This is a genomic window from Streptococcus sp. oral taxon 071 str. 73H25AP (assembly GCF_000146755.1).
In the GTDB taxonomy this organism is placed as follows: domain Bacteria; phylum Bacillota; class Bacilli; order Lactobacillales; family Streptococcaceae; genus Streptococcus; species Streptococcus oralis_T.
Map to the genome: position 1 here is coordinate 107222 of NZ_GL397254.1, position 19979 is coordinate 127200.

General features: G+C 42.3%; 18 protein-coding genes. 12 read left to right on the forward strand and 6 right to left on the reverse strand.

The window, feature by feature from the left end:
• Positions 1-30: 30 nt before the first annotated feature.
• Positions 31-672 carry an RpiB/LacA/LacB family sugar-phosphate isomerase gene (locus tag HMPREF9189_RS02810; protein ID WP_000684788.1) on the reverse strand — a complete coding sequence of 214 codons (642 nt, stop codon included), beginning with the start codon at positions 670-672 and terminating at the stop codon, positions 31-33.
• 18 nt (positions 673-690) lie between these two features.
• Positions 691-1506: a gluconate 5-dehydrogenase gene (locus HMPREF9189_RS02815; protein WP_000185882.1), complete on the reverse strand. Its 816-nt coding sequence runs from the start codon at positions 1504-1506 to the stop codon at positions 691-693.
• Between the two features lie 270 nt (positions 1507-1776).
• Here HMPREF9189_RS02815 and HMPREF9189_RS02820 point away from each other — a divergent pair, with 270 nt between their 5' ends.
• The 8 genes from HMPREF9189_RS02820 to HMPREF9189_RS02855 are packed head-to-tail and all read left to right on the forward strand — an operon-like array spanning position 1777 to position 8791.
• A complete protein-coding gene (locus HMPREF9189_RS02820; RefSeq protein WP_000706824.1) occupies positions 1777-2211 on the forward strand; it encodes a PTS sugar transporter subunit IIA in 435 nt (144 codons plus the stop codon).
• 11 nt (positions 2212-2222) lie between these two features.
• Entirely contained in the window at positions 2223-3413 is a 1191-nt protein-coding gene (locus HMPREF9189_RS02825; RefSeq protein ID WP_000592930.1) for a glycoside hydrolase family 88 protein, read from the forward strand.
• 10 nt (positions 3414-3423) lie between these two features.
• Positions 3424-3915 (forward strand): PTS system mannose/fructose/N-acetylgalactosamine-transporter subunit IIB, encoded by a 492-nt coding sequence (locus HMPREF9189_RS02830; protein WP_000211084.1) that lies wholly within the window; start codon positions 3424-3426, stop codon positions 3913-3915.
• Between the two features lie 14 nt (positions 3916-3929).
• Complete coding sequence (locus tag HMPREF9189_RS02835; protein ID WP_000026611.1) at positions 3930-4709, forward strand: PTS mannose/fructose/sorbose/N-acetylgalactosamine transporter subunit IIC; 780 nt, start codon at positions 3930-3932, stop codon at positions 4707-4709.
• On the forward strand, positions 4696-5514 hold the full coding sequence (locus HMPREF9189_RS02840) for a PTS system mannose/fructose/sorbose family transporter subunit IID (protein WP_000148013.1): 819 nt from the start codon (positions 4696-4698) through the stop codon (positions 5512-5514). The genes HMPREF9189_RS02835 and HMPREF9189_RS02840 overlap by 14 nt, the downstream gene beginning before the upstream one ends.
• A complete protein-coding gene (gene yajC, locus HMPREF9189_RS02845; RefSeq protein ID WP_000381743.1) occupies positions 5514-5807 on the forward strand; it encodes a preprotein translocase subunit YajC in 294 nt (97 codons plus the stop codon). Before HMPREF9189_RS02840 ends, yajC begins: the two co-directional genes overlap by 1 nt.
• A 21-nt stretch (positions 5808-5828) precedes the next feature.
• On the forward strand, positions 5829-7730 hold the full coding sequence (locus HMPREF9189_RS02850) for an alginate lyase family protein (protein ID WP_000657070.1): 1902 nt from the start codon (positions 5829-5831) through the stop codon (positions 7728-7730).
• A gap of 59 nt (positions 7731-7789) precedes the next feature.
• Entirely contained in the window at positions 7790-8791 is a 1002-nt protein-coding gene (locus HMPREF9189_RS02855; RefSeq protein WP_000412460.1) for a LacI family DNA-binding transcriptional regulator, read from the forward strand.
• A 110-nt stretch (positions 8792-8901) separates the two neighbouring features.
• On the opposite strand, the gene HMPREF9189_RS02860 is transcribed toward HMPREF9189_RS02855, so the two are convergent.
• Genes HMPREF9189_RS02860 through HMPREF9189_RS02870 form a run of 3 tightly spaced genes read right to left on the reverse strand, consistent with a single transcriptional unit; the run spans position 8902 to position 10000 of the window.
• Positions 8902-9237 (reverse strand): hypothetical protein, encoded by a 336-nt coding sequence (locus HMPREF9189_RS02860; RefSeq protein ID WP_000838122.1) that lies wholly within the window; start codon positions 9235-9237, stop codon positions 8902-8904.
• 10 nt (positions 9238-9247) lie between these two features.
• The gene (locus HMPREF9189_RS11925; protein WP_000712407.1) at positions 9248-9790 is read right to left on the reverse strand and encodes a DUF3278 domain-containing protein; all 543 of its coding nucleotides are present in this window, start codon (positions 9788-9790) and stop codon (positions 9248-9250) included.
• Between the two features lie 15 nt (positions 9791-9805).
• Positions 9806-10000 (reverse strand): helix-turn-helix transcriptional regulator, encoded by a 195-nt coding sequence (locus tag HMPREF9189_RS02870; RefSeq protein WP_001082467.1) that lies wholly within the window; start codon positions 9998-10000, stop codon positions 9806-9808.
• A gap of 163 nt (positions 10001-10163) precedes the next feature.
• On the opposite strand from HMPREF9189_RS02870, the gene rsmH reads away from it, so the two are divergent.
• The 4 genes from rsmH to mraY are packed head-to-tail and all read left to right on the forward strand — an operon-like array spanning position 10164 to position 14683.
• Positions 10164-11114, forward strand: coding sequence for a 16S rRNA (cytosine(1402)-N(4))-methyltransferase RsmH (gene rsmH, locus HMPREF9189_RS02875; RefSeq protein WP_000159389.1), 951 nt, complete (start codon positions 10164-10166; stop codon positions 11112-11114).
• 10 nt (positions 11115-11124) lie between these two features.
• Positions 11125-11442, forward strand: a complete 318-nt coding sequence (gene ftsL / locus HMPREF9189_RS02880) for a cell division protein FtsL (RefSeq protein ID WP_000840799.1) — start codon at positions 11125-11127, stop codon at positions 11440-11442.
• Positions 11443-11445: 3 nt separating this feature from the next.
• On the forward strand, positions 11446-13701 hold the full coding sequence (gene pbp2X, locus HMPREF9189_RS02885) for a penicillin-binding protein PBP2X (protein WP_000816031.1): 2256 nt from the start codon (positions 11446-11448) through the stop codon (positions 13699-13701).
• 1 nt (position 13702) lies between these two features.
• Positions 13703-14683: a phospho-N-acetylmuramoyl-pentapeptide-transferase gene (gene mraY, locus HMPREF9189_RS02890; RefSeq protein ID WP_000625779.1), complete on the forward strand. Its 981-nt coding sequence runs from the start codon at positions 13703-13705 to the stop codon at positions 14681-14683.
• A gap of 69 nt (positions 14684-14752) precedes the next feature.
• Here the strand turns inward: mraY and HMPREF9189_RS11930 are convergent, their stop codons facing one another.
• A complete protein-coding gene (locus HMPREF9189_RS11930) occupies positions 14753-19876 on the reverse strand; it encodes an SIALI-17 repeat-containing surface protein (RefSeq protein WP_000361158.1) in 5124 nt (1707 codons plus the stop codon).
• Between the last annotated feature and the right edge of the window lie 103 nt (positions 19877-19979).

The following is a 19979-nucleotide window of genomic DNA, read 5'->3' on the forward strand; positions in this document are numbered from 1 at the left end:
CCATTAGTTCCTTTCTGGTTTAGAATAGCTTTACTTGGCTAATACTTCTTTCAAATAAGCAGCGACTTCATCATCTTGGCAGTTTTCAAAGAAGTATTCTTGGAAGTATTTGCCAGAGATGGTGTCTTTGAGGAAGTCTTGGTCGATTGTTTTAAGGATGGTCATCAAATCATTGTAGGTGATTTGTTTCACCTCGTTTAAGATACGAGCGTTGCGTTGTTCAGGGATTACACGTTCTCTTGGGTAGCCACCGCCCATTTCTTCAGCAAATAAGCGTTCAAACATCAATTTGAGGGTCAGTTCTGCCCCCCAGCCAAATCCTTTGGCATAAGGGATAGACAAGGCGTTACCACCATTGATTTGAGAATAAAGGTAAGCGTCAGTTGGGTCCACTGCTAGACCACAGACAACACCAGGGAAACTGTTCAAAGCAAGCATAGCCCCTACACCTGTACCACAGCCGGTAACAACAAAGTCGACTGCTTTTGTATTTAAAAGGATGGCAGCCATTAGGCCGTTTTGTACGTATGTTAATGGATTTTCACCTCCTTCTCCACGCATGCCATAGTTAAATAATTGGTAGCCTTTTTTATCTGTTGCTTCTTTCAGACTATCGTAAATAATGTGATTCTTACTAGCTTGACTATTTTCATTGATTAATGCGATTTTCATAAGATCCTCTTTCTATTTTTACTCAGGTTGTTTTCCGATGTAGGCTAAGATACCGCCATCTACATATAGGATGTGGCCATTGACAAAATTGCTGGCATCACTAGCGAGAAAGACAGCAGGGCCCATTAAATCTTCAGGATTTCCCCAACGTGCAGCAGGTGTTTTTGCAATGATGAACTGGTCAAATGGGTGGCGAGAACCATCTTCTTGCAACTCACGAAGAGGTGCTGTTTGAGGAGTGGCAATATAACCCGGTCCGATTCCGTTACATTGGATATTGGCTCCACCGTATTCAGACGCAATGTTGCGGGTCAACATTTTCAAGCCTCCTTTAGCGGCAGCATAAGCGCTAACTGTTTCACGTCCCAGTTCGCTCATCATCGAACAAATATTGATAATCTTTCCATGCCCTTTCTTTATCATAGAAGGAATGACTGCTTTTGAAACGATAAATGGTGCGTTTAAGTCAATATCGATGACCTTACGGAAATCAGCGGCGCTCATTTCGCACATTGGAACGCGGCGGATAATACCAGCGTTATTAACGAGGATGTCAATGACACCAACCTCTTGTTCGATTTGCTTGACCATGGCTTGGATACCGTCCTCGTCTGTCACATCACAGACATACCCATGGGCTTCGATGCCGACTTGACGATAAGCTTCAATCCCTTTATTGACCAGGTCTTGATTGATATCGTTAAAGACAATAGTAGCGCCGGCCTCAGCGTAGGATTTGGCAATAGCAAATCCAATTCCATAAGAAGCGCCGGTGATGAGAGCAATTTTTCCTTTTAAAGAAAACTGCTCAATTGAGAATGATGTATTTGTCATTTGATACTTCCTTTCAAATTTGTTAAGACTTCTCTATAACCAAATTATATTCTAGTAAACCGGTTTTGTCAATGATTAAATATTTTTATTTCTAAAAATCTTTGTTTTTCTAAAAAACGGAAGATTTTGAAATTTCTGTCTATTGCAATGGTTAAATAAACAATGAAAGCGCTAATATTTTTTTAAAAAAACTATTGACAAGATAAAAATAAAGGTTTACAATGGGAAATGTAAAGTAAACCGGTAAACTCAAACAAGGAAGGAGAAAAGATGAAAATTGTACTTGTAGGGCATGGACATTTTGCCACAGGGATTTATAGTTCTTTACAATTGATTGCAGGCAATCAAGAAAATGTGGAGGCGATTGACTTTGTGGAAGGAATGTCAGCAGATGAACTCAAGCAAAAAATCTTACTTGCAATTTCAAATGAAGAAGAGGTTTTAATCCTAAGTGATCTCTTGGGAGGATCGCCATTCAAGGTTTCTTCTACCATAATGGGGGAAAATCCAGCCAAAACAATGAATGTTCTCTCGGGTTTGAACTTAGCCATGTTAATGGAAGCAGTCTTTGCTAGAATGGCTCATAGCTTTGATGAGGTTGTTAATAAATCAGTAGAGGCGGCCCAGGGCGGAGTCGTAAATGGTAAAGAATTGTTTTCAACGGATGCAGAGGCAGAGGAAGAAGATTTCGAATCGGGTATTTAAAGGGTAAAAGAATGATAAAAAAGGTTACGATTGAAGAAATAAAATCGCCTGAGCGCTTCTTAGAAGTACCACTTCTGACGAAAGAAGAAGTCGGCCAGGCAATTGATAAGGTTATTCGGCAGTTAGAACTCAACCTTAACTATTTCAAGGAAGATTTCCCGACGCCAGCTACCTTTGATAATGTCTATCCAATCATGGATAACACGGAATGGACCAATGGTTTCTGGACAGGAGAACTGTGGTTGGCTTATGAATACAGTCAACAGGATGCATTTAAAAACATCGCTCATAAAAATGTTCTTTCTTTCCTGGAACGTGTTAATAAGAGAGTGGAGTTGGATCACCATGATCTCGGTTTTTTGTACACACCGTCTTGTATGGCTGGATATAAGATAAATGGAGATGGAGAGGCTAGAGAAGCAGCCTTGAAAGCTGCAGATAAGTTGATTGAACGCTATCAAGAAAAAGGTGGCTTCATTCAGGCTTGGGGAGACTTGGGCGAGAAAGAACATTACCGTTTGATTATCGACTGCTTGCTCAATATTCAACTCTTGTTCTTTGCTTATCAAGAAACAGGCGATCAAAAATACTACGATATTGCAGAAAACCATTTCTATGCTTCGGCTAATAATGTTATCCGTAATGACGCCTCATCCTTCCACACCTTCTATTTTGATCCTGAAACAGGTCAACCTCTTAAAGGTGTAACGAGACAGGGATATAGCGATGATTCGTGCTGGGCGCGTGGGCAATCATGGGGAGTCTATGGTATTCCTTTGACTTATCGTCACCTGAAAGACGAGTCCTGCTTTGACTTGTTTAAGGGTGTAACCAATTATTTCTTGAATCGTCTGCCAAAAGATCATGTTTCTTATTGGGATTTGATTTTTAATGATGGTAGTGATCAATCACGAGATTCTTCAGCAACAGCTATCGCCGTCTGTGGGATTCATGAAATGCTAAAACATCTTCCAGAGGTTGACGCTGACAAAGATATTTATAAACATGCTATGCATGCTATGCTTCGTTCTCTGATTGAACAGTATGCAAATGATCAATTTATCCCTGGTGGAACAAGTCTCCTCCACGGTGTGTACTCATGGCATTCAGGTAAAGGAGTGGATGAAGGCAATATCTGGGGTGACTACTATTACCTAGAAGCTCTAATCCGTTTCTACAAAGACTGGAACCTATATTGGTAGGAGGAGAAATATGACGACGCCAAATATTATTATGACCCGTATCGATGAACGTTTAATTCACGGGCAAGGACAACTTTGGGTAAAATACCTGGGGTGTAATACAGTTATTGTTGCTAATGACGAAGTGAGCACAGATAAGATGCAACAAACTCTGATGAAAACAGTTGTGCCAGACTCAGTTGCTATGCGTTTCTTCCCTTTGCAAAAGGTGATTGATATCATTCACAAGGCTAATCCTGCTCAAACGATCTTTATCGTTGTGAAGGATGTAAAAGATGCTTTAACCTTGGTAGAAGGTGGTGTTCCAATTAAAGAAATCAATATCGGGAACATTCACAATGCCCCTGGTAAAGAGCAGGTGACACGCTCTATCTTCCTAGGTGAAGAGGACAAGGCAGCCCTCAAGGAATTGAACCAAACTTATCAAGTAACATTTAATACGAAAACAACTCCAACAGGAAACGATGGAGCTGTTGAAGTCAACATTATGGACTATATTTAAAAGAGGAGATCGTTATGTCGATTAATGTATTTCAAGCGATTTTAATTGGATTATGGACAGCTTTCTGTTTTAGTGGAATGCTGTTAGGGATTTACACCAATAGATGTATTGTTTTGTCGTTTGGTGTCGGAATTATTCTAGGTGATTTGCCTACTGCTCTTGCAATGGGAGCTATTGGTGAATTGGCTTATATGGGATTCGGTGTTGGTGCTGGAGGTACGGTTCCACCAAACCCAATCGGACCTGGTATCTTTGGTACCTTGATGGCTATCACTAGTGCTGGTAAAGTCAGTCCAGAAGCGGCTCTTGCCCTCTCTACTCCGATTGCTGTGGCGATTCAATTCTTACAAACTTTCGCCTATACTGTACGTGCTGGTGCGCCTGAAACGGCGATGAAGCACTTGAAAAACCATAATTTGAAGAAATTCAAGTTCACTCTAAATGCAACAATTTGGTTGTTTGCCTTTATCGGCTTTACCTTGGGTTGCTTGGGTGCCCTTTCAATGGATACCTTGTTGAAACTCGTAGATTACATTCCGCCAGTATTGCTTACAGGTTTGACAGTTGCTGGTAAAATGCTCCCAGCTATCGGTTTTGCAATGATCTTGTCAGTGATGGCTAAGAAAGAGTTGATTCCGTTTGTCTTGTTGGGATATGTTTGTGCGGCTTATCTAAACATCCCAACAATTGGTATTGCAATTGTAGGTACTATCTTTGCTTTGATTGAATTTTATAACAAGCCAAAAACAGCGAATCATGTGGTAGAGGAGGAAGCACACGATGACTGGATCTAACAAATTAACAAAACGTGATTATCTTAAAACGTCTTTGCGGGCATTCTTTTGTCAAAATGGATTTAACTATAGTAACTATCAAGGGTTGGGATATGCCAATGTGATGTATCCTGCTTTGAAAAAACACTATGGAGAGGATCAGGAAGGTTTCTACCAAGCCTTGGAAGAAAACTGTGAATTCTATAATACCAACCCACACTTCCTGCCTTTTATTACCAGCTTGCATCTTGTAATGTTGGAAAATGGCCGTCCGGCAAAAGAGACACGTAGCATCAAGATGGCCTTGATGGGGCCATTAGCAGGTATTGGGGATTCTCTCTCACAATTCTGTTTAGCTCCATTGTTCTCGACCATCGCAGCTTCGTTTGCTCAAGAAGGCCTGGTTGTCGGTCCAATCTTGTTCTTCCTTGCGATGAATACGATTTTAACAGCGATTAAATTGTCAACTGGTCTGTATGGGTACAAACTGGGAACAACTGTGATTGATAAACTAAGCGAGCAGATGGCAACGATTTCTCGTATTGCCAATATTATCGGTGTAACCGTAATTGCTGGTTTGGCAGCGACATCTGTTAAGATTATGGTGCCGATCACCTTTGCTGCAGGGGAAGTTAAAGCAGACGCTAAACAAAGTATCGTAAGTATTCAGGGAATGCTTGATAAGGTTGCTCCAGCTCTTCTACCAGCCCTATTTACACTTTTAGTTTACTACTTGATCAAAGAAAAGAAATGGACAACATATAAACTCGTTATTTTAACAGTTATCATCGGAATTATCGGAAGCTGGCTTAAGATTCTAGCTTAATGGATACAACATTGTTTTATGGAATAGTGATTGTCTTGGCAGTTAGCCCCCTTTTACTGTCAAGCTTTCAATCTATTCGTCAGCAAAAGTTGCTTCACAAACAGATGGAGCAACGACAAGAGTATTTAGCTTCTTTAAAATCTGGTGATGAAGTGTTGTTATTGTCTGGAATTCATGGAAAAATCATTTCTATCAAAGATGACTTGGTCTCCTTGCAGATTGCAAAAGGTGTGGTCATCTATGTAGAAAAGGAAAGTGTAATGGGAAAGACAAAAGAACTGCTTTTTAAGTAGTTCTTTTTCTGGTAATAGATAATGAAAGAAGAAAGAAGACAATTTTTTGAAAGAATTGATGGAAACCAATATCGTGATTATATCTTGTCCCACTGTTCAAAAGACTATGAGAAAGTCAAGAGTTCCCTTGAACGCTTGATGGACAATCGTTTTATGTTTGATAGTCCTTGGGATATGGAACCTTGTTCAAAAATCCATCAAATCCAGCCGATGGTGTGGAATCAAGTATTTGAAGATGATCCAGAATGGGCTTATATGCTCAATCGACAAGAATATCTCTTGCAGTTTATGATTGGGTATCTGGTAGAAGGAGATAAGGGCTATATCCAAAAGTGCAAGTTCTTTCTATTTGATTGGATTGAGCAGGTGAGAGAATTTTCTCCTCAATCTTTGATGACTAGAACCTTGGATACGGGTATTCGTTCCTTTGCTTGGTTGAAACTCCTCTTGCTCCTCTTGAAATTTGACTTGCTAGAGGAGAAAGAACTAGAGAAAATTTTGGTCAGTCTAGAAAAGCAGATTGACTTTATGAAAAGCCACTATCGCGCCAAGTACACCCTTAGTAACTGGGGGATTTTACAAACTATTCCGATACTTGCAATCTATCATTTCTTTTCAGATAAGATGGACCTAGAAGAAGCTTACCATTTTGCTTCAAAGGAGTTGAAACAGCAGATCGAGACACAGATTTTAGAAGATGGAAGCCAGTTTGAACAGTCGATTCTCTATCATGTAGAGGTTTATAAAGCCTTGCTGGACTTGTGTCTCTTGCTTCCAGACTTGCAAGATAGCTTTCAAGAGCTGCTGGAAAAGATGGCAACTTACATTCAGATGATGACAGGTCTAGATGGACGGACCTTAGCTTTTGGTGATAGTGATTCTACAGAAACGACAGAAATTTTGAGCTTGTCTGCTGTGGTTTTGAACAAGGAAGACCTTCTTAACGGTCTGGATGTTAAAGTCGATTTGCTTAGCCTCTTGTTCCTGGGGCGAGAAAAGGTCAAGCGACTGCAGGGATTTGAAAAGAGAGCTTGGCAGCCTAAGTCCATGATTTTTGAAGACTCTGGACATGTCTGCATTAAGGATGAACATCGTTATCTATTTTTCAAAAACGGTCCGCTAGGAAGTGCCCATAGCCATAGTGACGAGAATAGTTTTTGCTTACAGTATCAAGGTCAACCGATTTTCATAGATGCTGGGCGTTATTCTTATCGGGAGATAGATGAACGTTATCTCTTAAAGAGTGCTTGGAGTCATTCAACCTGCATTGTAGATGGGAAAGCTCCGGAAAGAATCACGGGATCCTGGGAATATGAATACTATCCTCACTCCCTGTTTTGTCACCATAAAGAAAGGGAGGGAGTGCATTATATTGAGGGGGCTTATTGGTCAGCAGAACCTGATTTGCCTTATCTTCACAGGAGAAAAATCCTCATGTTGGCAGAGGATGTGTGGCTCTTGGTAGATGACATCAGGTGTCAAGGTCAGCATGAGTCGTTGACTCAGTTTATCCTTGACAAGGATGTGACCTATCAAGATGGGAAAATCAATCAGTTGAAACTATGGAGTGAAGTTGATTTTGATTTGGAAGATACCATTATTTCTCCTAAATACAATGAGCTTGAAAAAAGTAGCAAACTCACGAAACACCAATTCTTTGAGAATCAGATGCTGGATTATACCATCATTGCGCATGAAAGTTTTGAAATCACCCGTCATTCTGTCTACCAGACAGATGGTCATGAAGTAGAAAATGCTCTGGCTTTTGAAGTGAAAAATGACGAAACAGATAAGCTGATTCTGTTGTTAAGCGAGGATATTTGTATAGGTGAAAAATTGTGCCTCGTTGACGGAACAAAAATGCGTGGAAAATGTCTAGTATATGATAAAATAAATGAGAGAATGATTCGCTTGCAGTGCTAGAAATAGGCTTTTTGAACAGTAAATATGTTATACTAAGTATTAGTAGGAGGTGTTTTAGATTGGAGAAGAAACTGACCATAAAAGACATTGCGGAAATGGCTCAGACCTCGAAAACAACCGTGTCATTTTACCTAAACGGGAAATATGAAAAAATGTCCCGAGAGACACGTGAAAAGATTGAAAAAGTTATTCATGAAACAAATTACAAACCGAGCATTGTTGCGCGTAGCTTAAACTCCAAACGAACAAAATTAATTGGTGTCTTGATTGGTGATATTACCAACAGTTTCTCAAACCAAATTGTTAAGGGAATTGAGGATATCGCCAGCCAGAATGGCTACCAGGTAATGATAGGAAATAGTAATTACAGCCAAGAGAGTGAGGACAGGTATATTGAAAGCATGCTTCTCTTGGGAGTAGACGGCTTTATTATTCAGCCGACCTCTAATTTCCGAAAATATTCTCGTATTATCGATGAGAAAAAGAAGAAAATGGTCTTTTTTGATAGTCAGCTCTATGAACACCGGACTAGCTGGGTCAAAACCAATAACTATGATGCCGTTTATGACATGACCCAGTCCTGTATCGAAAAAGGTTATGAGCATTTTCTCTTGATTACAGCGGATACGAGTCGTTTGAGTACTCGGATTGAGCGGGCAAGTGGTTTTGTGGATGCTTTAACAGATGCTAACATGCGCCACGCTAGTCTAACCATTGAAGATAAGCATACGAATTTGGAACAAATTAAGGAATTTTTACAAAAAGAAATCAATCCCGATGAAAAAACTCTGGTATTTGTCCCTAACTGTTGGGCCCTACCTCTAGTCTTTACCGTTATCAAAGAGTTGAATTATAACTTGCCACAAGTTGGGTTGATTGGTTTCGACAATACGGAGTGGACTTGCTTTTCTTCTCCAAGTGTTTCGACGTTGGTTCAGCCCGCCTTTGAAGAAGGACAACAGGCTACAAAGATTTTGATTGACCAGATTGAAGGCCGCAATCAAGAAGAAAGGCAACAAGTCTTGGATTGTAGTGTGAGTTGGAAAGAGTCGACTTTCTAAGATGAAAGGGAAATGACTTGCAACCTCTGTTAAGAAATAAAATAATCCCATCTAGCATGAGCTGGATGGGATTATTTGTCTATAAAATGAGAAATTATGGGAGTAATCTCCTAAATCAACTGTTTTCGATCTCCTTCTTTAACTACTTGATAAAAGTTATAGAAGTAGGCCAAACTTGAAATAATGGTTATGACTAGGAATATTGAAAATTTCCATTGGACAGGGTTGGTTAAAAGTTGTGGAAAGGATATAAGGAGGAAGAAGAGGGCAGCGTTGAGGATAGGTACCCGTTTTGATTGCATTTTCTCAAGTCCTTTATTGAGTACAGGAAGAAAGAGGAGTAATAGTATTAAAACTGTATGAGAAACAGCTCCTGAAATAAGAGCGAAGGAAAGGAAAATACTGATAAAAACATGAATGATCAGTAGTCTAGCTAGTGATTTCATAAGGCACCTCCTAGTCGTCTTCTTGGTCTTTCTTTGCCTTTTGAATGCGAAGAGAGACAACAATTTGCATCATCAGTCCAAAAAAGAACGCTCCCAGTATAGTTTTTAAAATATGTTTTGAATTCAGAAGAGAACTGATGAAATTTGGATTTTCACTTGTTAGAGTATCGATGAGTGGCACTATAAAAAATATCGCTATGCCATAGATCAGACCGACTCTTAGACCAGGAAAATGTAGCTGTTTACTTTCTTTTTGGCTTAACATTTCGGTATCAATAGCTGTGATGCCCGTTTTCTTGGTTTGGGAGACCACATAGAGGGCAGCCATCATCGAAATGCCAAACACCACGAGAGGATAACCAATAGCGACAATTTGCGGGTATTTATAAGCAAGGACAAAGGGAATGAGATTGCCAAATGTCATCAGATAAAAGAGGACAATAAAGACCTGATTCCCGATACGATCGGCTTCGCGCCGTTTGTGTTCGTCAAGGGGACCAGAAATACCGTATATGCGTTTGATAAGTTTGTCAGTGAGAGTTTCTTTTTTCATTTGTTTGCTCCTTTTTTAAAAATCGTCTTCCCAAAAGAGACTATTAAGGTCAGTTTGGAGGCTGCGGGCGAGATTGAGACAGAGTTCCAGGGTTGGATTGTACTTGTCGTTTTCAATCATGTTGATGGTCTGTCTCGAGACACCGATATCTTTGGCGAGATCGAGCTGAGAAATGCCCAGTTCCTTGCGGAATTCTTTGACACGATTCATAGGGTCTCCTTTTTGATATGTCGCATATATTTGACTATATTATATTCTTTTTGGGGGTAAGATGTCAAGTATATATGACATATTTTTGAGAATTTTTTTCGAAGAAACTTAGCCTTGTCTGACAAGTGCAAGCTGGTCGGATTTGTGGTAAAATAGATAAGATATGACAAAAGAATTTCATCATGTAACGGTCTTGCTTCATGAAACGATTGATATGCTTGACGTAAAACCTGACGGTATCTACGTTGATGCGACTTTGGGCGGAGCGGGCCATAGCGAATATTTATTAAGTAAATTGAGCGAAAAAGGGCATCTCTATGCCTTTGACCAGGACCAGAATGCTATTGACAATGCGCAAAAACGGTTGGCACCCTATATCGAAAAGGGGATGGTAACCTTTATCAAGGATAACTTCCGTCATTTGCAGGCACGTTTGCAAGAGGCTGGTGTCCAGGAAATTGATGGAATTTGTTATGACTTGGGAGTGTCCAGTCCTCAGCTGGATCAGCGTGAGCGTGGCTTTTCTTATAAAAAGGATGCGCCACTGGATATGCGGATGAATCAGGAAGCTAGTCTGACGGCCTATGAGGTGGTCAATCATTATGACTATCATGACTTGGTTCGGATCTTTTTTAAGTATGGTGAGGATAAGTTTTCTAAACAGATTGCCCGCAAGATTGAGCAAGCGCGTGAGGTGAAACCAATTGAGACGACGACTGAGTTGGCAGAGATTATCAAGTCGGCAAAGCCTGCCAAGGAGCTCAAGAAAAAGGGTCATCCTGCCAAGCAGATTTTCCAGGCTATCCGAATCGAAGTCAATGATGAGCTGGGGGCAGCAGATGAGTCTATCCAGCAGGCCATGGACATGCTGGCTCTGGATGGTAGAATCTCGGTCATTACCTTCCATTCGCTGGAAGACCGCTTGACCAAGCAGTTGTTTAAGGAGGCTTCTACAGTGGAAGTTCCAAAAGGCTTGCCCTTCATTCCAGATGATCTTAAGCCTAAGATGGAATTGGTATCCCGTAAGCCAATCTTGCCAAGTGCCGAAGAGCTAGTAGCCAACAATCGTTCGCATTCAGCCAAGTTGCGCGTGGCCAGAAAAATTCACAAGTAAGAGGAAAAACATGGCAGAAAGAATTGAAAAAACAAGCCAGTTATTGCAAACGAAGTTTAAAGGTTTTTCACGTGTGGAAAAGGCCTTCTATGTTTCGATTGCTGCAACAATGATTATCCTGGCAGTTAGCGTTGTGTTTATGCAGACCAAGCTATTACAAGTTCAGAATGAATTGACCAAGGTCAATGCTCAAATCGAAGAAAAGAAAACAGAGCTCGACGATGCCAAGCAAGAGGTCAATGAATTGATTCGTTCAGAACGTTTGAAAGAAATTGCAAACTCTAAGAATTTGCAGCTGAATAACGAAAATATCCGAGCAACGGAGTAAGAAATGAAACAGTGGAAAGAAAAAATCATCCGTTATGCCGTTCGTAATCGTAAATCTCCAGAAGAAAACCGCAGAAGAGTAGGGAAAAGCATAAGTTTATTGGCTGTCATACTCTTCGCTGTCTTTTTGGTCAACTTTGCGGTCATTATCGGAACGGGTAAAAAATTTGGGAAGGACTTGGTCAAAGAGGCCAAAAAGGTTCACCAAACAACCAAGACGATTCCTGCAAAACGGGGAACCATCTATGATCGTAATGGTACGCCTATTGCTGAGGATGCGACTTCGTATAATATCTATGCCGTTATTGACAAGACCTACAAGTCAGCAACAGGCAAAATTCTCTATGTAGAGGATTCTCAATTTAATAAGGTAGCTGAAATTTTCCATAAGTATCTGGATATGGAGGAGTCCTATGTCAAAGAACAGCTTTCTCAGCCAGATCTAAAACAGGTATCTTTTGGTACCAAGGGAAATGGGATCACCTATGCCAATATGATGGCTATTAAAAATGACCTCAAAACTGCTGGCGTTGAGGGGGTTGACTTTACAACAAGCCCTAACCGTAGTTATCCCAATGGACAGTTTGCTTCTTCCTTTATCGGTTTAGCGCAACTTCATGAAAATGAGGATGGTACCAAGAGCTTGATTGGAACATCTGGTTTGGAGAGTTCTTTAAATAGCATTCTGGCAGGTACAGATGGGATTATCACTTATGAGAAGGATCGTCTGGGAAACATCGTTCCGGGTACAGATCAAGCTTCCCAACAAACGGTAGATGGAAAGGATGTCTACACAACCCTTTCTAGTCCCTTGCAATCCTTTATGGAAACGCAGATGGATGCCTTCCAGGAAAAGGTAAAAGGCAAGTATATGACGGCTACCTTGGTCAGCGCTAAAACAGGGGAAATCCTCGCTACAACTCAACGACCGACCTTTAACGCAGATACCAAGGATGGCATCACAAAAGACTTTGTCTGGCGAGATATCCTCTATCAAAGTAACTACGAGCCAGGATCGACCATGAAGGTGATGATGTTGGCCTCAGCTATTGATAACAATACCTTCCCTGGTGGGGAATACTTTAACAGTAGTGAATTGAAAATAGCTGATGCGACCATTCGAGACTGGGACGTCAATGAAGGATTGACCAGTGGTGGCACCATGACTTTCTCTCAAGGATTTGCCCACTCAAGTAATATCGGGATGACCTTACTTGAGCAAAAGATGGGGGATGCAACCTGGCTGGACTATCTCAATCGCTTTAAGTTTGGGGTGCCAACTCGTTTTGGTCTGACAGATGAGTACACAGGTCAATTACCTGCGGATAATATTGTCAATATTGCCATGAGTGCATTTGGACAAGGGATCTCTGTCACCCAGACCCAGATGCTTCGTGCCTTTACAGCCATTGCCAACGATGGGGTTATGTTGGAGCCGAAATTTATCAGTGCCCTCTATGATCCAAATGACCAGTCTGTCCGTAAGTCTCAAAAGGAAATTGTCGGAAATCCTGTGTCAAAAGCTGCAGCGTCCTCTACTCGGGAGCACATGGTCATGGTCGGAACAGATCCTGTCTACGGTACCATGTACAACCACAGTACAGGAAAACCAAATGTCAATGTTCCAGGTCAGAATGTTGCCCTGAAATCAGGGACTGCTCAGATTGCCGATGAGAAGAATGGAGGTTACCTGACAGGTGAAACCAACTATATCTTCTCTGTTGTGTCAATGCATCCTGCAGAAAATCCTGACTTTATCCTCTATGTGACGGTGCAACAGCCAGAGCATTATTCGGGCGTTCAGCTTGGGGAGTTTGCCAACCCAATCCTTGAGCGAGCTTCTGCTATGAAAGAATCCCTCAATCTTCAGTCAACTGCCAAGAGCTTGGATCAGGTCAGCAAGACGACCAGCTATGCTATGCCAGCTACCAAGGACTTTACTCCGGGTGACCTAGCAGAGGAATTGCGTCGTAACCTTGTCCAACCAATCGTTATCGGAACAGGAACAAAGATCAAGGAGCTCTCGGTTTCTGAAGGAGATAATTTGGAAGCCAATCAGCAAATCTTGATCCTGTCAGATAAGGTCGAAGAAATGCCTGATATGTATGGCTGGACAGATGAAAATGTGCAAACATTTGCCAAATGGCTAAATATAGAAGTTGAGTGGGAAGGTAGTGGCAAAACGGTCAAGAAACAAAGTGTCCGTGCCAATACAGCTCTCAAAGACCTTAAAAAAATGAAAATAACTTTAGGAGATTAACATGATTAGTTCCATTAATGCTGGAGTTCTAGCCTTTCTATTGACCTTGATAGGTATTCCAGCCTTTATCCGATTTTATCGAAAAGCACAGATTACAGGACAGCAGATGCACGAGGATGTCAAGCAACACCAAGCTAAAGCTGGGACTCCAACCATGGGAGGTCTTGTCTTCCTGATCGTTGCAGTAGTAGTGAGCTTCCTTGTCGCTCTCTTTACCCAACAATTGACTAACAATGTAGGCATGATTTTGTTTATCTTGGTTTTGTATGGTTTGGTAGGTTTTTTGGATGATTTCCTCAAAATTTTCCGTAAGATCAACGAAGGATTGAATCCTAAGCAAAAGCTTGCTCTCCAGTTGCTTGGAGGAGTGATTTTCTACCTCTTTTATGAGCGTGGTGGCGACATGCTTTCAGTTTTTGGCTACCAAGTTCATCTGGGTATTTTCTATATCTTCTTTGCCCTTTTCTGGCTAGTTGGCTTTTCAAATGCGGTGAATCTGACTGACGGGATCGACGGCTTAGCGAGTATTTCCGTGGTGATTAGCTTGTCGGCCTATGGTGTGATTGCTTATATGCAAAATCAACTGGATATTCTTCTTGTTATTCTTGCCATGATTGGTGGTTTGTTAGGCTTCTTCGTCTTTAACCACAAGCCTGCCAAGGTCTTCATGGGAGATGTGGGAAGTTTGGCTCTTGGTGGGATGCTGGCAGCTATTTCTATGGCTCTCCACCAAGAATGGACCCTTTTGTTGATTGGGATTATCTATGTCTTTGAGACAAGCTCTGTTATGATGCAGGTCACCTACTTCAAACTTAGTGGTGGGAAGCGTATTTTCCGTATGACACCTGTCCACCACCATTTTGAACTTGGAGGATTCTCAGGCAAGGGCAATCCTTGGAGTGAGTGGAAGGTTGACTTCTTCTTTTGGGGAGTTGGGCTTCTAGCAAGTCTCTTGACCCTAGCCTTTTTATACCTGCTGTAATAATAACCTTTGATTCAAAAATAAAACAGGATGAAGTTGTTCTTCATCCTGTTTTTGTGATGTTAAAAGTTAGTTGGATTCATCCTTTCTTCCATTTAACATAAAAGTGGCTGTAAGGGCTAGGCTGAGGCCTGCCAAGAAGAGGAGTGGGTTAGATGCTTCCCCTGTTGCTGGAAGTTGTTCTTTAGGAGAATGATTTCCAGCTTTCGCAAGGCTAGGACTGGCTGAAAGGTCTTCAACGCCGTGTGCTAAGGTTTCTATATCTGAAGCACTTGGTTTTTCCTCTGTGTTAGAGCTTGTTCCAGTTGCTTGATAGACGACAGCATAGGTACTGAAATGATTAGTGATGAATTCTACTTTTCCGTCTCGAACGGTGAAATCAAGGGCTTGCAACTCCTTGGTCGGAGTGATGTAGTAGATGTTTTCTACGTTAGCTGAAATAGGCAAGCGAACCAAGACAGAGCCTTTTGGCTGCAAGCTATGATCGGTTGGATTTTTAAGTTGTAGGTCATAAGCATCATAGGTCTTGCCAAAGAGTTCTTGAGCTAGGACACGTCGGCTAGAAACGTGAGAAATTCCTTCTAAGTCGTTGGCTCCACCGATGATTTCTACTCCAGTTTCCTTATCTTTCAAGACTTGAACTGGATAGTCAGGAAGTCTAAGGGTTGGAGCGGTCTGATCCCCGCTAGTCCCGATAGGTTTAGTGTATTCAGGTTTTTCTACGGTAGGGGCCTCCTCTTGCCCTGCAGTCCCGATAGGCTCAGTGTATTCAGGTTTTTCTACAGTGGGCGGTACTTCTTGCCCTGCAGTCCCGACAGGCCCAGTGTATTCAGGAATTTCAACAGTAGGCGCTTCCTCTTGCCCCGCCGTTCCGATGGGTTCGGTGTATTCAGGCTTTTCTACAGTGGGCGGTACTTCTTGCCCTGCAGTCCCGATAGGATCAGTGTACTCAGGTTTTTCAACAGTAGGAGCTGGTTCCTCTCCCTTGCTTGTAGTTGGTTGCTTCTCATCAACTTTCTTTTCATCCTTTTTAGTAAAGACGGCTACGATAGGGCTGCTTGTGGTATTTCCTTGAATGGTATAAGCTTCAATGGCATTTCCAGTTTGTCGATCAGTAGCCTCAGGGATTGGGATTTGAACTTGATTGTCTTGGACTGGTAGGATAGTCTGATCTCTACTTGTAACCAGATGCGTTTCGTCCACTTTGCGCAATACCAGAGGATCTTTGACACCTGGGAAGGTTACAGCGATGGCTTCCCAGTCTCCAGATGGTAGGCTTAAGGAAATGGTTTTGTCATTTTCCTTAAGAGGCGCGATACTTGGACTATCTATACCAACAGCTGGGGCTTTGATGATGTCAAAAGAGTCCAGAGAAATTTTCTTGCGACCTTCTGGTGAATCTGGGTCAACACGTAATGTCAGGGTGTGCGGACCGTCAGTGAGATTTGTAAATTCGCCAATAAAGGCTCTCTTTTCAGTTGCGCCTGACGTATAGAAATCCAAAGCAGGCATTTCTTTTCCATCCAGTGTCACAAGTGCTTTACCTAGCTCGGTAGTTTTCAAGCCATAGATACGAATACCTGTACCAGTAAAGGAAATAGTTGCCTGAGCTTCTGAAGCTGCACTAGAGTCGCTGCTGTTGATGTCAGCGTATTTTTCCGTACCTCCGTAGAGTTCAGGGTCAGACCAGTCCTTAAACTGGGAACCATACTGGATGCGCGAATCACGGTCATCCATTTTTTCAATTGTGCTTCCTTTTCCAGATAGGACCTTGAAGTAGTCTAAGGAAATTTTCGAGCGTTCATTTCCACGTCCCTTGTTCTCGCGTTTAACAGAAAGAGTCAATGTATGAGGTCCTTCTGACAATCCTGTGAAGCGGCCGATGAGGCTACCTTTTTCAGTTGCCCCAGCAGTATGGAAGTCAAGTTCGCCGACCTCTTTGCCATCAATTTTAGCAGTAGCAAGACCTAGTTCAGACGATTTTAGTCCATAGATTTCGATACCAACGCCAGTGAAAGGAATGGTTGCAGTGATGTCTTCGTCTGTGTAGTCTCCTTTTGAAAGGTCAGCAAATTTCTCTGTTCCTCCAAATAATTCTGAATCTGCCCAGTTTCCAAAGGCAGCTCCGTACTGGATACGGCTATCTCGGTCGTCCATCAACTCGCTGTATGTTTCAACAGTGGCCTGTTCAGAAACTTGTGTGGAAAGTTCGCCCAGCATAGCCTTGACGGTATAAGTGTAGGCATGTTGAGGATCCAGTGATCGGTCAATAAAGTGGGTTTGATTGGTTACAAATTCTCTAGTTGCAGAGGTTTGTCCAGATTCGTCTTTTACTTGTCTTTGGATGACATAGTGGGTAGCGCCTTCTACCTGATTGAAGGTGAGTTCGGCAGTGACTCCATTTTGTCGAACTGCTGTCAGACTGGTTATGCGACCAGGGAAATGTTCAAAGGTAATGACGTCACCTTTTTGTGTTGCAAGCTGGATACGATTATCTTTGAGGACGGTTGCCTTGACTGGTTTGCCATTGACCTTGATCTGACTAGCTTCGATGTTTGGATAGTCTACAACCAGGTCTCCGCCGACATTTGACAGGAAGGACAAGCTTTGCAGGTTTTTATCTTTCCACTTCATGTTAACTTCAAAGTTTCCTCGAGCAACCAAGCCAGAAACTTGACCGTCTTTCCAGGCATCTGGAAGAGCTGGTAATGGTGCAATATAGCCAGTATGAGATTGAAGGAGCATTTCTGCCATCCCACTGGTTGCTCCAAAGTTGCCGTCGATTTGGAAAGGCGCGTGGGTATCCCAAAGATTTTCTAGGGTTGAATACTTGAGCTGTTCAGCGAGCAAGCGATGAGCACGGTTACCGTCCAGTAGACGAGCCCAGAGGTTGATTTTATTTGCCTTAGACCAACCAGTACCACCATCTCCACGGTGGTTTAAAGTAGCACGCGCAGCCTCTAGGTATTCAGCCTGGTCCTTGCTAAAGAGCGTACCAGGGAAGAGCCCAACTAGATGGGAAACGTGGCGGTGGTTGTTTTCAATCCCTTCATTGGTGAATTGCGGGCTGTCCTCTTCGTACCATTCCTTGATGCGTCCCTCATTGTTGATGTGAAGGGGTTTTAGTTTGTCAAATTTTGCCTTGACCTCTGTAACTAAGTCTTGGTCGACATTCAGATGGTTGGCAACTTCCATGTAGTCGTGGAATAGCTGCCAGACTAGCGACTGGTCAAAGGTGTTTCCGATGGTGATGGTACCATGTTCTGGTGAGTAGGATGGAGAAGACACCCAACGGTCACTGACCTTGTCATAGTGCAAGAAGGAGTTCCAGAACTTAGCGGTTTCCTTGAGCATTGGATAAATCTTTTCTTTGAGATAGGTCTCATCCTTGGTGAACTTATAGTAGTCATAGACATTCTGCATCATCCAGGCGTTAGCGGCCGGAGACCAACCCCAGTAGTAATTCCAGCCTGGAGTAGTCCAGCCAAATGGTGTCGCCTGAGTGTGGACCAGCCAACCATTTTCTTGTCCGTCTTTGGATTCGATACCAGCGTATTCTTTGGCAGCGATACGGCCATAGTAACGCATATCGTCAATGTAATTGATCATTGGCTTGGCTGTTTCAGACAGATTGCTCATGTAGGCTGGCCAATAGTTCATTTGCAAATTGACATTGAGGTGGTAGTCAGCGTTCCAAGGTGGATTGTCTACGGCATTCCAGACTCCTTGTAGGTTGGCAGGAAGGGCATCTGTCCGATCACGAGACGAACTGATGAGTAGATATCGGCCATATTGGAAGAAGAGTTCTTCCAATTTTTGCCCTTTTTCTGGGTTATAGCTTTGAAGGGCTTCTTTTGTCGTTTGAGCAGTCTTGCTTCCACCTAGATTTAGTTTGACGCGATTAAAGAGACTTTGATAATCCTTGATATGGTCTTGCTTAAGTGTTTCGTAGTCCTTGGCCTTAGCTGCTTCTACAATCCCTTTAACCGTATTTTCGAGGTCAATGTCTTTTCGATAGTTGGTTTTAGGATTTTGAGCAAAGTTAGTCTTGGCACTGAGATAGAGGGTCGCATAACTTGCGCCTGTAACGGTCAGTGTTTCGTCCTGAACAGCCACCTTTCCATCTGTTTTAATTCCTAGATAGGATGCAAATTTGAGGCCGTTATCTTTGACAGTTCCCTTTAGAAGGATTCCGTTTGCATCTGTAGTGACATGACCATTCTTATAGTGGGAATATTCCCAAGAGTAGTTGCCATTAGCAAGCAAGTCTTCTGTCAAGCTGTTCCAAAGGGTAAAGTCAAGCGTCTTGTTTCCTTTTTTGGTCAAGTGGGTCACGGTGACATCATCAGGATAGCTGGAGAAGGTTTCGCGTTTGAAGGTCGTCCCATCTTGGGTGTAAGAAGTGGTCGTAGTAGCCTCTGTGATATCCAGATTACGGTGATAATCAGTTACAGTATCTAGTCCTTTCTTCTGGTTATTAAAGACCATGAAGATATCTCCAAAGGCTAGGTAACGTCCATACTGGGCGTTGTTTGGTCCGACTAGATTTTGTTCAGCTAGCTGTTTTGCTTTTTGGCGGTCACCAGCTTCGAGGGCTTTACGAATCTCTGCTAAGACCTTGTAGCGATCCTTGTAGTTCCCTCCATTATAGTCGGTACTGTCGGGTTGGGGACCTCCTGACCAGAGGGTCTTTTCGTTGTACTGGATTCTCTCTTCCCCAATGAGACCGAAAACCTTGGCTCCCATCTCTCCATTTCCGACAGGAAGGGCTTGTTTTTCCCATCCATCATAGGAGGGAGCTGTTGGCTGATCGTAGTTGAGTTGATAGTTTTCTTGCTTTGTCACAGGCTGCTCTGCTTTTTCAGGTTCCTTATTTTCTTTAGCTTCTACAATGGCTTCTTCACTAGCTTGACGATTTGTTGTCTGAGTCTCTTCGGCTAGCTTGCTTTCGGAAACTACTGGACTTTCTGCTAGAGACGGATTTGTAGTTTCAGTAGCTTCAGCTGCTTTGGGTCCACTATCAGGCTTAGTGATAGCTTCGACAGAGGTTGGTTCAGTTTGCTTGACCTCAACACTGTCTGCGGCTACAGTGTGGTTGACTAGAAAAACAGCTCCCAGCAAAACAGAAGCAGTCCCAACCGTCAGTTTGCGAATGCTATAGCGACAGGATTTCTCCCAAAATCTTTTATCCATAGAAATCTCCTTTAGAGTTTGGAACCGTTTACATTTTGTAAAACAAATCCCTATATTTTTGTTTCTATTTAAATCCCATTCTACTGGTCGTTTAGCATTTGTC